Here is an 11,607-nt window from a genome sequence, read left to right on the forward strand (position 1 = left end):
TTGTCCACAGCGGTTTTCAGTGCAGGCAGGTTGCCGGCGGGGCAGACCAATTCTGGAATTTTCTGCATTTTGTGTTCCTCGTCTTGATGATAACCTCTATCGGGTTAATCAATATTTTGTAGAATTCTGAATATTTTATGGATTAATGACACAAGATATGCTGACTTAAATCAAATCGAAAAATTCAGGTTGACGTAGGCATGTTGTTTACAAAATCTTAACAGACGTTGTTTTTTATATATTTCATGTGCTTAAAAATTTTGATGACGGATTTTGTTTCAAAATTGGCTTATGTTTTTAACTATCGTATTTATTAATTTTTACAATAATGTCGATAGAAAAATGAAAAAAGGCCGTCTGAAAATCTGGTTTCAGACGGCCTTCTGCTTTAAAGGGATATATTTAAGAGAAACCCAAGCGTTTATCGGGTCGGGTAAATACAAAAATAAACAGGGAAGTTAACGCGCCCAAAGTATCGGCAAGCATGTCTTTTTGCGCGTCCCAAATATCGCCTTGAGAACCTAAGAATTCCAGTCCGGCCTCTCCGCCGTCGATGACGGCATATTGCCATTCAATGATTTCATAGGCGGCAGCAATGCTCATAATGAAGAACAGGGAGAAAAATAAGGCCAACGGCAGGTTGCACAGCTTGCGGCGCAGCAGCCATTCAGCCATTGGATAGGCGTAGAAGCCGATGATGTAATGGGCAATACGGTCGTAATGATTGCGGTTTTCGCCCAAAATCGGTTCGACAAAGCGGTTGATGGATTCAAATGGCACATCGGCAAAAGTGTAGTATGCACCGATGGAATGCATAATCAGCCAAAAACTCATGAATAAGTAGGCCAGGTTGCTGAAGCGGAAAATGCGGTAGGTGGCAACCAGAAGGAAGAATACGGATGCTACGGGGATAATTTCGGCGTACCAGACTGCGCGGTCATGAGGATTAATGCCTGACCAAACAATAAGGGCGAAGATAATTGCAGCAAGAAAAATAGGAAAGATTGGAGAGGGTTTATCCATGTTGTGTGTATGTAATAACAATGGTTACGTATTGTATAACGAATTGGTAGGACTGGAAGTTTCGATCATTAAAGGCCGTCTGAAAAACAGCTTTCAGACGGCCTGAAGTTTAGCCGTTCCAGAAATAACGGGTGATGTGGAAAAACACGGGTGCGGCAAAACAGATCGAATCCACACGGTCAAGCATACCGCCGTGGCCGCGTATCATATTGCCCCAGTCTTTGACACCGTAATCGCGTTTGATGGCAGACATAACCAGGCCGCCAAAGAAGCCCATCAGGCAGACGATAAAGCCGATAATGGCTGCTTGGCCGTGAGAGAACGGCGTAATCGGCGCCATCAGCGCGGCAATGGCAGTGGCCGATAAAATACCGCCGACAGTGCCGGAAATAGTTTTTGACGGAGAAAGCGAAGGCATGATTTTTGCACCGCCAATCAGTTTGCCCCAAACGTATTGCAACACATCCGATACTTGCACCACGCCAATCAGGAAGATCAGCAACAGGATATTGTTGCCGTTATCGAAGCCATCCAAGTCCAGAAACATCAGCGCCGGAACATGAGACAGACAGAAGATGCAAATCATCGCCATCCATTGTGTTTTGGCGGCGCGTTCCAAAAAGTGTGCCGTTTGGCCGCTGAGGCTGGCAATAATCGGCAGTATCAAAAAGCCGTAAACCGGAATAAAAATGCTGAACATGCCGTACCAGCCGTCATAGACGAAATAGTATTGCACCGGCAGAAGCAGGTAAAAGCAGACCACCATGCTGTAATAGTCGCTGCGGCGTCGATAGACGAGGGTCATAAATTCGCGCAGTGCGGCAAATGAAATCAGGAAAAACAGTACAACCGTCCCGATTTTGCCGAACCAAAATGCACCCAGCAACACCAACGTCATCAGCCACCATGCGTAAATGCGGGCGTTGAGGTTGGCGATGGTGGCATTATCTGCGCCGTTTTTGCGCTTAAGCCATTGTCCGATGATGCTGGCAAAACACAATACGGCAAACACGCCGACAAAAATATAGCTGGCTTGCGGAGTCAGATGAGCGGCGGCTTGTTCGACAATGATTTGTTGGGAAGTCGTAGAAAGGCTCATGCTTGTCCTCCTTTGTTTTGCTGAACTTCAGGTTCATTTTGGCGAAGCTCGCTGCGGTCGTTTTCAGACGGCCTGAGTGCCAGCAGCGCTTCACGGCTGCGTGTCAAAAAGCTGTCTTTGTCTTCGTTTTCCTGCAAGGTAAGCGGTTGTCCGATATGGACTTCACACAAAAGCGGGATAGGCAGGATTTTGCCTTTGGGCAGTACGCGGCTGATGTTGTCGATCCAAATCGGCACAAATTCGGTATTGGGTTTGCTTTTTGCCAGATGATAAATGCCGGACTTAAACGGCAGCAGGATGGTGTTATCGTCAGTGTTACGCGTGCCTTCAGGGAAAATAATCAAAGAGTCGCCTGCGTTCAGCGCATCTTTCATCTGTTCGGTAATCGCTTGCGGATTATCGCTATGGCGCGGAATCAGTAAGGCGTTGAAAACATTTTGAATGATGAAGCGTTTGAGTTTGCTCGTCAGCCAGTAATCCGAACCGGCGACAGGGCGCGTGGACAAGCGCCAGCGGCGGGGCAGGGAAATCCACACCAGCACAAAATCGCCATGGCTGCCGTGATTGGCGTAATAGACCTTTTGGTGCTGATTGAATGTCAGCTCGCGCGGACTTTTGGGGCGCACGCCCGTAAGAAAAGAGACCGACAGACATAAGGCTTGGTCAGTTAGCCAGGCAAGTTGTTTTTTGAGGAAGTTTTTCATTGTTTCTGCCTTTGGGAGTGAGATACCGCTCTAGATCTGGTTTGGGTAAATTAGCCAAAATAATCAAATGCTTTGGATAAGCAAAATTAAAAATTGTGCGGCGGTCAGGTATAAGCTTTTGCGCCATAAGGAAAGTGCGCCGTTTATCCGTTGGGTCAACGTACGGCTGCCTGAAATTTGGCGTAAACCGTTTTGCTGTAAGGTGTGGTCGAAGTCTTCAGGAGAGTAGCGGTTGTCGGCAAAGTCTTGGAACACGCGACGGTCGAAGTGAATGCGGATATGGCAGTACAGCAAAACTGCTGCCAAGACAAGTTGCACCGCAAACCATGCGCCGCCATATTTTGCCGACAAGGCGAGCAGCAAGGCATTGCAGGCGGCAACATAATGTGCGGTAGAGAGCAGGTGGGCAGTAATACGGCTGTCGGTTGCGTTGTCCATCATTATCCTTGTTTTAAACGGTTGGCCGCAGCTTCAACTGCTTGGGCGGTGGCCGGCGATAATACCATTTGCGGCCGAGCCTGTTTGAGTTCGGCCTTCGCTTGCGCCAAGTTTTTGCAGCCACCATAGACCAGCAGCCACGTCAGCACCACTGCGGCACTTCTTCCATAACCCAAAGCGCAACATACCAGCGCTTTGCCGTGTTTTTGGCGCAAGGTTTCCAATATCAAGGCCGTCTGAACCAAATCGTTTTCAGACGGCGTTACCATATCCAGTAAAGGCAGAGCGCGATATGCTCCCTGATAGCTACGGCAGGGATATTCGGCGCATACATCCAATACGACAGGCAAATGGTTTGAAATCCCTAAAACGCTGCCAATTAATACATCATTGCGGACTGGTGCCGTTTTCGCTTTACCGCGTAACCAATACGCCATGTTTAGCCGTACGCTCACCAGATAAGGCAATAGTAAAACCGTCGCTGCCACCGATAATTTACCGTTAGCCTGTTTTTGGAATATGTTTGCATTTCCAGTCAAATAGGCAAAGGATACCATCAGTAAAGACACGCTAATCCATATCAACCACAGCCACACACCACCCAGCAGCGCAGGCAAAGCCGTCAAACACGCGCCAAGTAAATACAGCAACGCAATCCTTCTTGAGCGTACATCACTCAAGCCCAGTCTTAACGGCGAAGTCATCTGACGCGGGAAAGCCCACAACACCAGCCAGCCAAGCAATGCTCCTGTCGGCACGTCAATAAAATGATGTTGATAAGTTGTCAGTACCGACAGGGCAATCAGGCTTTGCCATAAGAAAAGAGGCAGGCGGATTTTGGGAAAGCGCGTCCAATAAAATGCACCCACGATAATTGCCAACGCAATATGCAAAGATGGCGCTTGGTTGTACGGCAAATCAAATGCAGCCAATGAATCAAACAGCCAGCCTGACAGTCCATCGGCAGGCGGTTTAGGCCACCCGAAACGCAGCGGAAACAGCACAAAGCAAGCAGTCGCAATCAGTTGGGCGGCTACAAGGTGCGCTACATATCGGTTTTGTTCATGTGTATCACGGCAAAGAAAAAATGCCGCGGCATACATCAGGTTCAGCGACCAATAAGGCACAATCGTCCATGCCCAAAACGGAATATTGCTCTCCCATGCAAAAGCGATTTCAGGTACATAGTCCAGCGATGCCGCGTAATGGTTGGAGAGGCCGTAGCTGGTGTAGAACAGGATACCGACTGAAATCAGCTTGAGTAGGGAGGTTTTGAGGGTAGGTTTCATGGATAGGTACATGGTTTAAATAAGGCCGTCTGAAAGTTAAAAAATTGTTCAGACGGCCTTTATTTTTATTTCTTCACTGCCAAGCTCACGGTGAAAATACCGTCTTCGTCTATCCATTGATGGATTTTTTCAAAACCGGCTTTTTCAACCAACTGATCCATTTCCTGCTGACTGCGGCGGCGCATTACCCAGTTTGGGCTGCCTGCTTTGTGGCTGGTCAGGGCGCGGGCAATCATTTCCAGTTGCGGATGCCACGGCTGGCCGGTGTAAATCAGGTAGCCGCCGGTTTCAATGGCTTCTCCAAAGCCGTAGAGCGAGTTTAAAATCAAATCGTTGTCGGCAAACAATTCGTGCAAGCCGGAGACGATGCCTAGGGTAGGGCGCGGCTGTAAATCATGATAATTGGCGCGGTCGTAAGCATTGACTTCATTGAAGGTTACCGTGTTTTGCAAGCCGCGTTCTGCAATCAGTTTGCGGCCGGCTTCGACATTAATCGGGCTGTAATCGCGCAAGCGTACGGAATCAGGCAATGTGTCGGCAGTCAGGGCATCCAATACATAGCGGCCATGACCGGACGCGATATCCAAAACGTGTACAGGTTTGCCTGCTTCACGCAATTTAGCTGAGGCCGTCTGAATGGCTTTGCCGATATTGACTTTGCGTTGGCGAATGCCGCGCCAGCCGATGGCGTTGAGATAGTATTTGTCCACCCATACACCGAAAGCGTTGCTGCCTTGCGGTTGATTGCGGTAGACATAATCCAGCGTGCTACCCGAATCAAAACCTGTTTCTTGACCGATTCTCAAGCCTTCACTCCAGCGTGAACCCAGTTTGAGCGAGGCGCGATATGTTGCCCAAAATGCGCCGCGAGGCGTACAAACAGGCAAAGGCGTAGCCAGTTCGTCGGCTTCGCGACGGCTGTCTCCAAACAAGTGCGCTTGAGTCAGATCGACTTGTTGCAAAGGCTGATTGAAACGCTCGCGGATAAAACGGCGCATTTCGACAAATGCGATTTCACGGTCTTGCTCGCCTAACGTATCGTGGTAGAAACCGGGCAGGATATGGCGCTCTTTAATATGGCTGCCTAAGCGGTTGTAGAAATCGTGTTGCGGTTTGTGATGAACAACCCAATCGCTGCCTGAAATCAACAGTTGTATAGGCGTAGTAATCGCTTGTGCATCGGCAACGACGCGCTCGGCCGCCTCATATAAACCCAGCAGGATGCGCACAGAAATAGCGCGGGCAATCAGCGGATCATTGTCGTAGCTTTTTTGACGTTCGACATTGTGGGTCAGATAGTGGGCTTTGACGTAGCTGTTGACAAAGAAATTGCCACGCCATTTTTGCATAATTTTCAAACCGGTACGGGCAAACGGAACATAGAGTTTGACTTTGAACGCAGGCGAAGCCAATACGGCGCAACGGATTTTCGGCGCGTAATCGTGCAACCAAGTAGAAACTAATACCGCACCAACACTTTGTGCAATCACGCAGATGTTTTCAGGTTTGATGCCGTATTCGCTTTGAATGTGTCGGATAAAATCATCTACATCAGCAACCGAAGTACCGATACTCGGACTATCGCCGCGTTCACCAGGGCTGTAACCATGACCGCGCGCGTCCCAAGCAAAATAGGCAAAATCATCAAAACCTAGCTCATCTGCCACAAACATCATCCGGCCGGAGTGCTCATGCCCGCGATGGAACAGCACAATGGCTTTGTCGGAAGAACCATCAGCAGCAGGGCGATAGCGGTAGAAAAGCGAAGTACCGTCTTGGGTAGAAAAGAATTTTTGCTGTTCGGACATGAGAAACTCCTAATATTCATATTTTTTGAACAGTATCATGACATATCGAATAAATGCAATGACTATCCGATAGACGGACGAATGCAATGATGGAGAGAAATGGTAAAAGATGGTTTCAAATTTCACTTAAAACTGATGACAGTGATTGTGAAAAGGGTTAGATAGGGGGTGGATAACCTTACAAACTACTACCGACATATCATCATAAACTCTTTGTTTTGCAATTAATTTACGAAACACAGTCAGACGGGACTTATCGTTATCATATTGTTGCCAAATTTTTTCTCTTATTTCTTCTGAAGGGGAATCGCTTAGGCCGTCTGAATAGTTTTCAGACGGCCTTTACTGCGTTTAACCAAGCACTAATTAACTGCTAATTTTGTCATGTTTTAATACATCCATCGAAACCCGAATACACATTTAAAAAGGAAATCAAACATGAAAAAATTTTTATTGACCGCCATCGTTGCTTTGTCTGCCGCTACTGCCGGTGCCAGTGATTATATCGAACACAAAATCTACAGCGACAAAAACTTCGAGCAAAATCGTGCTAAAGCCGTAAAAATTTTGGAACAACGCGGCTATCAAGTTCACGATGTTGAAGCCGATAGCCGTCGAGGTCAGCCTGTGTTGGATATCGAGGCTTTTAAAGATGGTCGTGAGTACGACATTGTTTTGTCTTATCCTGATTTGAAAATTATTAAAGAACGCATCGACTATTAATATTTTGATGCAAAGCGGGTTGTCGCAGGACTTTGGGGTTCTGCGGCAGTTTGCTATTTAGGTATTTAAAGAATGTAAGCTACATGTAAATTACCTAAAATAAATGAACTAAATATGCTTTTTATTTTCCATTTAATTCAAAGTGTTTGATGTTGGGAGTCATGATATGGATTTGAATGATTGGAAGGAAAATGGTCGGCCGAAGCAGATGGGCGACCAAGACAAATCTTTAAACGACGGCGTATCTGCCGATTCCCAACAGGACGTTGATTTTTGGGATCGCAATCGAAACAATACTGTTGAAAACGAAGTTGAGGTTGCGGCTGAAACGGTAGAAGTTCAGGAGGAGGTAGAAGGTCAGGAAGCAGTTGAACATCCTGAGATGCCGTCTGAAAAAAGTGAAAAGAAAGCCAAACGCAAAAAAGACAAGGCAAAAAAGAAAAAAAATAAAGCCGAAGATTTGAATGCGCCTGATTTGTTGGGTACGAATAAGGGCGTGGAAACCATGTTCCGCAACGCCGTACGCTCGGAGATGGAATTGTTGGCGCTGGCGGCAACCAAAGCGAATATTATGATTTCGCTGAATGGTTTTATCGTGTCTGCTCTGATGATTTCGGGCGCGTTTATTTTTTCATCGTCGCCCGAATTTTTGATTCCGGCCAGTACGTTTATGATTACTGCCGCCGCATCTATCGTGTTTGCGTTGCTTTCTGCTTCGCCGGAACGTATCGGCAAAATGCAGGCGGCGCGGACATGGTTTAAGGATTTTATCCGCGGCCGTTCTAAGCTGCGGGACTTGAAAACCCGCCTCAGTAGTACCGAAACGCGCTTTTTTGGCGGCAGCCAACCTAATATTTTGATTTATGAAGACCGTGTGAAACTGCAAAAAGATCAATATTGGGAAATGATGCAGGAGATTATGGGCGACCGTAAACAAATCTATGAAAAGATGAGCGACCATCTTTATTGGCTTGGTTTGTTGGCGGACAAACAGTTCAAATACATCAATTTGTCTTACGCGGTATTCCGCTGGGGCTTGCTGGCTTCACTGGTGGCGTTTATCGGCGTGAAAACATTGCCGTCATTGCTGATACCGCCGGCCAACAATGCGGCAGAGCTGCGTTCGCTGGGAATCAATATGTTTAACGGTGTGTACGAGCCTTCCGCCGTACAACAGCTTCCGGACGGTAATTTGCTGATTGCGGAAGACGAACCCAACCATGCATTCAGTATCATCAGCATTGATAAAACGGGCAGGTTTGTGGAAGACGAGGCATTGGATACGCGCGTGATTACCGGTTTCAAACGCCGTCTCAGCGACTTGGAGGCTTTGGCGCGCGATGATGAAGGCTTTATCTACGCGCTGACTTCACATTCGCGCACCCGTAAAGGCAACCGCTCACCCGACCGCGAACATCTGATGCGCTTTAAAATCCAAGACGGCAATGTGTTGGGGCTGACCAGTTACGACAATTTGACGCAGGTTTTGGAAACCGATCACAAGCTGCATGATTTGATTCGTGAGCGAACCAAGGCAGAAGTTTCTTTTGAAGAAATCAATATTGAGGGCATGGCGTTTGATCCGGTGAAAAAACGTCTTGTTTTGGGCTTCCGTGATCCTGAGTTCAACAATATGGCTTTGGTCGCATTTATCAGCAATCCGAAAGATGTGTTTGAGCGCAATGCCAAACCTGAATTTGATGAAGTGGCGGTGATTGATATTGATGGCGGCGGTATCCGTTCCCTCAACTATGATCCTGTGTTGAAAACCTACGTGATTGCCAATGAAGTGAAGGATGAGAATGGACAGAAATTTTCACAACTGTGGACTTGGAGCGGTAACCCGACCGATGAACAGCAAAAAATCTCTCTGCCTAATCTGCAACACATCACCAACGTTGAAGCTGTTGATTCGATTACCGTTAACGGCAAGCCTCAAATGATTCTAATGGGTGACGAAGGTAATGCTTCGCAGAAAATTACTGCCAAGTATATGTTGGTAGATTACAGTCAACTGGGTAAACAGTAAGTGATCTTCGCTGACGGATAAAAGGCCGTCTGAAACCGATAGTTTATGGTTTCAGACGGCCTTCAAGCCATTGATGACACGTTTGTAGCAGGTATAAACCAATGCCGCGCAGGCCAGCCACATAAGGATATAGAAAGTCGGATGGAAGCTGCCGGCGATTGCATACCATACTGCCAATGCACCGATAAAGAATGCACGGTCGCTTTTGCCGAATGGCCCGTCATAACGCCGGCTGTTGCCATGAACTTGTCCCAAAACGCCGCAAAACTCAGTCATTGCCGCCAGCCAAATAAACAGGGCAATTTGTACGCCGCCGAAGGGCGCGATGAAGGCAAAAGGCAGATACAAAGCAGCATCGGCGACAATATCGGTGATTTCATTCAAATAGCCACCCAATGCCGATTGTTGACCGAACTCCCGTGCCAGCATACCGTCCATCGCATTCAGTGCCATGCGGACAAACAACCAGATCGGCAAAAGCCAGAATAATGTGGATACACCTGCAAACAATGCTAAAAGCAAACCGAGCAAAATGGAAACGGCGCAGGCAAACAGGGTTACCTGATTGGCAGTAATGCCTTTTTGATACAGTCTCTTAACGATGGGGCGCAACAGGTTTTGGAATTTTGGTTTCAGGGCGTAGATACTCATCATTATGCAGAATAAAAGAAAACGAAGTGCCGTGATTATAGACGAAATCCGTTATAATCCGTCAATCTTCGAATCACGCGGTTCGCAAACCTCCCGCGTTAACAAAACTAGGAATTTACAATGGAAAAACAGCAAGCCCTCGTTATTTTTTCGGGCGGGCAGGATTCAACGACCTGCCTGATTCAGGCAATTCAAACCTATGGCCGTGAAAATGTGCAGGCCATCACTTTTCAATATGGGCAACGCCACGCCATCGAATTGGAGCGCGCGCGTTGGATTGCCCAAGATTTGGGCGTGAAGCAGACGGTACTCGATTTGAGCCTGATGCAACAGATTACGCATAACGCCTTGATGGATGATACGGTATCTATTGAAACAGCTTCAGACGGCCTGCCCAATACATTTGTAGATGGACGCAATGCTTTGTTTTTGCTGTATGCCGCCATTTACGCCAAAGGGCAGGGAATACGCCATATCATTGCCGGCGTGTGCGAAACCGATTTTTCGGGTTATCCCGACTGTCGCGATGTGTTCGTCAAGTCGATGAATGTCACATTGAATCTGGCCATGGATTACGCTTTTCAAATCCACACGCCCTTGATGTATTTAACCAAAGCGCAAACTTGGGCATTGGCGGATGAAATGGGTGTGTTGGATTATATTCGCGAGCATACGCATACCTGTTATAACGGCGTGGTCGGTGGTTGTCATGAATGTCCGAGCTGTATTTTGCGCGAGCGTGGTTTGTCGGAGTATTTGAAAAGTAAAAAGGCCGTCTGAATCAAGAGGGGCATATATTTCCAATAGCCAGTTGTACGAAAAGGCCGTCTGAAAAATTCATTTCAGACGGCCTTTGGCTATGTATTTTGTTCTGCTTAGAACAGCAAATCTGCCGGCTCGCTGCTTGCCGGAGCATCTTTCACAGGAGCAGAGGCTGGGGCAGTAGCCGGTTCGGAAGCGGCTTTAGTTGCAGAAGCAGGAGCGTCGGCCGGAGTGGTTGCCGGTTTGGCAGCAGGTTTTGCCGGTTTCACCGGAGTCGGACGAACGCTTTGTTTCGGTTCGGATGCTGCCTTGTTTGCATCGTCGGTAGCATCGACTTCGATTTCAGTACCTTGAGGCAATACCACATCTTTAGCAGGAGCCTGTTTCGGCATGACTTTAGGTTTGCTGTAAGCATCCGTGCCGCTGGTCCATGCCAAAGATTTCAAAGGCGATTTGAGTTTCACGCCTTTGGCGCAGGTCAGACAGTTTGCCGCTCCGGTGCGTCCTTTCAGGATTGCATCCACACGCGCGGCTGGAATGGTTTTACCGTGCGCTTTTGCCCAAGCGGCAATGCTTTTTTTCAGGGCAGCCGTATCAAGGTTTTTCTTGTCGTATGGGTCACGATAGGCAGCCAGCCACAAGTTTTGGTTGGCATCTTCGTTCAGGCTCGCCATTTGGTAGATAACGGAGGCAGGAGAACCTGTTGCGATGGTTTTGGCGAATTCTAATGCATCAGGCGATTTCATGCGCACGCAACCATGGCTGCGGACGCCGGGTACGCTGGCAGGGGCATTGGTGCCGTGAATGCCAAGGCTTAATTTAGGGTCGCCAAGGCGGACAAATACCGGGCCCAGCGGGTTATTTGGGCCGGCCGGTACGCTTTTAACGCCGTCATTGCGTTCTTTTTGGATAGATTTAGGGATGTGCCAAACCGGGTTGTAGGCTTTTGCACCGATTTTATGTTCGCCCAGATTGGTTTGGGTCATGGCTTTGCCGACGGCAACAGGATAAATTTTGCTCAGTTTACCGTTGTCGTAGAGGAACAAACGCTGTTGCGTAATATTGATAACGACGTGTTGTC

The 11,607-nt window shown here is 47.8% G+C and carries 11 protein-coding genes and 1 riboswitch; of the genes, 3 read left to right on the forward strand and 8 right to left on the reverse strand.

Annotated elements, in window-relative coordinates; translation table 11 throughout:
- Nucleotides 1-402: 402 nt before the first annotated feature.
- From ACTHUE_RS05745 to ACTHUE_RS05770, 6 genes are all read right to left on the reverse strand, one after another.
- Nucleotides 403-1,023 carry a DUF2238 domain-containing protein gene (locus ACTHUE_RS05745; RefSeq protein WP_004519593.1) on the reverse strand — a complete coding sequence of 207 codons (621 nt, stop codon included), beginning with the start codon at nt 1,021-1,023 and terminating at the stop codon, nt 403-405.
- A gap of 109 nt (nt 1,024-1,132) precedes the next feature.
- Nucleotides 1,133-2,122: a phosphatidate cytidylyltransferase gene (locus tag ACTHUE_RS05750; RefSeq protein WP_004519594.1), complete on the reverse strand. Its 990-nt coding sequence runs from the start codon at nt 2,120-2,122 to the stop codon at nt 1,133-1,135.
- A complete protein-coding gene (locus tag ACTHUE_RS05755) occupies nt 2,119-2,826 on the reverse strand; it encodes a lysophospholipid acyltransferase family protein (protein ID WP_101755874.1) in 708 nt (235 codons plus the stop codon). Before ACTHUE_RS05755 ends, ACTHUE_RS05750 begins: the two co-directional genes overlap by 4 nt.
- A gap of 63 nt (nt 2,827-2,889) precedes the next feature.
- Entirely contained in the window at nt 2,890-3,264 is a 375-nt protein-coding gene (locus tag ACTHUE_RS05760) for a hypothetical protein (RefSeq protein WP_039862080.1), read from the reverse strand.
- A gap of 2 nt (nt 3,265-3,266) precedes the next feature.
- On the reverse strand, nt 3,267-4,553 hold the full coding sequence (locus tag ACTHUE_RS05765; protein ID WP_224783390.1) for a dual specificity protein phosphatase family protein: 1,287 nt from the start codon (nt 4,551-4,553) through the stop codon (nt 3,267-3,269).
- Nucleotides 4,554-4,618: 65 nt separating this feature from the next.
- Nucleotides 4,619-6,361, reverse strand: coding sequence for a bifunctional alpha/beta hydrolase/class I SAM-dependent methyltransferase (locus ACTHUE_RS05770; protein ID WP_039862081.1), 1,743 nt, complete (start codon nt 6,359-6,361; stop codon nt 4,619-4,621).
- A gap of 438 nt (nt 6,362-6,799) precedes the next feature.
- Between ACTHUE_RS05770 and ACTHUE_RS05775 the strand changes: the two genes are divergently transcribed.
- The gene (locus tag ACTHUE_RS05775; RefSeq protein ID WP_004519602.1) at nt 6,800-7,084 is read left to right on the forward strand and encodes a PepSY domain-containing protein; all 285 of its coding nucleotides are present in this window, start codon (nt 6,800-6,802) and stop codon (nt 7,082-7,084) included.
- A gap of 382 nt (nt 7,085-7,466) precedes the next feature.
- Complete coding sequence (locus ACTHUE_RS05780; RefSeq protein ID WP_224783392.1) at nt 7,467-9,113, forward strand: Pycsar system effector family protein; 1,647 nt, start codon at nt 7,467-7,469, stop codon at nt 9,111-9,113.
- A 51-nt stretch (nt 9,114-9,164) separates the two neighbouring features.
- Here ACTHUE_RS05780 and ACTHUE_RS05785 read toward each other — a convergent pair whose 3' ends face one another.
- Nucleotides 9,165-9,764 (reverse strand): CDP-alcohol phosphatidyltransferase family protein, encoded by a 600-nt coding sequence (locus ACTHUE_RS05785; RefSeq protein ID WP_039862085.1) that lies wholly within the window; start codon nt 9,762-9,764, stop codon nt 9,165-9,167.
- Nucleotides 9,765-9,835: 71 nt separating this feature from the next.
- Nucleotides 9,836-9,881: riboswitch (PreQ1 riboswitch) on the forward strand.
- A 3-nt stretch (nt 9,882-9,884) separates the two neighbouring features.
- Here ACTHUE_RS05785 and queC point away from each other — a divergent pair.
- Nucleotides 9,885-10,544, forward strand: a complete 660-nt coding sequence (queC, locus tag ACTHUE_RS05790) for a 7-cyano-7-deazaguanine synthase QueC (protein WP_004519606.1) — start codon at nt 9,885-9,887, stop codon at nt 10,542-10,544.
- A 95-nt stretch (nt 10,545-10,639) separates the two neighbouring features.
- On the opposite strand, the gene ACTHUE_RS05795 is transcribed toward queC, so the two are convergent.
- The coding region (locus ACTHUE_RS05795) for a L,D-transpeptidase (RefSeq protein WP_440402845.1) at nt 10,640-11,607 on the reverse strand (968 nt) is incomplete at its 5' end.

It is taken from the genome of Neisseria sp. P0021.S005 (genome assembly GCF_051956955.1).

Coding starts and splice junctions, on each gene's coding strand:
- queC (WP_004519606.1), top strand. CDS start 9,885: ATGGAAAAACAGCAAGCCCTCGTTATTTTTTCGGGCGGGCAGGATTCA.
- ACTHUE_RS05775 (WP_004519602.1), top strand. CDS start 6,800: ATGAAAAAATTTTTATTGACCGCCATCGTTGCTTTGTCTGCCGCTACT.
- ACTHUE_RS05780 (WP_224783392.1), top strand. CDS start 7,467: ATGCCGTCTGAAAAAAGTGAAAAGAAAGCCAAACGCAAAAAAGACAAG.
- ACTHUE_RS05785 (WP_039862085.1), bottom strand. CDS start 9,764: ATGAGTATCTACGCCCTGAAACCAAAATTCCAAAACCTGTTGCGCCCC.
- ACTHUE_RS05760 (WP_039862080.1), bottom strand. CDS start 3,264: ATGGACAACGCAACCGACAGCCGTATTACTGCCCACCTGCTCTCTACC.
- ACTHUE_RS05750 (WP_004519594.1), bottom strand. CDS start 2,122: ATGAGCCTTTCTACGACTTCCCAACAAATCATTGTCGAACAAGCCGCC.
- ACTHUE_RS05755 (WP_101755874.1), bottom strand. CDS start 2,826: ATGAAAAACTTCCTCAAAAAACAACTTGCCTGGCTAACTGACCAAGCC.
- ACTHUE_RS05765 (WP_224783390.1), bottom strand. CDS start 4,553: ATGAAACCTACCCTCAAAACCTCCCTACTCAAGCTGATTTCAGTCGGT.
- ACTHUE_RS05770 (WP_039862081.1), bottom strand. CDS start 6,361: ATGTCCGAACAGCAAAAATTCTTTTCTACCCAAGACGGTACTTCGCTT.
- ACTHUE_RS05745 (WP_004519593.1), bottom strand. CDS start 1,023: ATGGATAAACCCTCTCCAATCTTTCCTATTTTTCTTGCTGCAATTATC.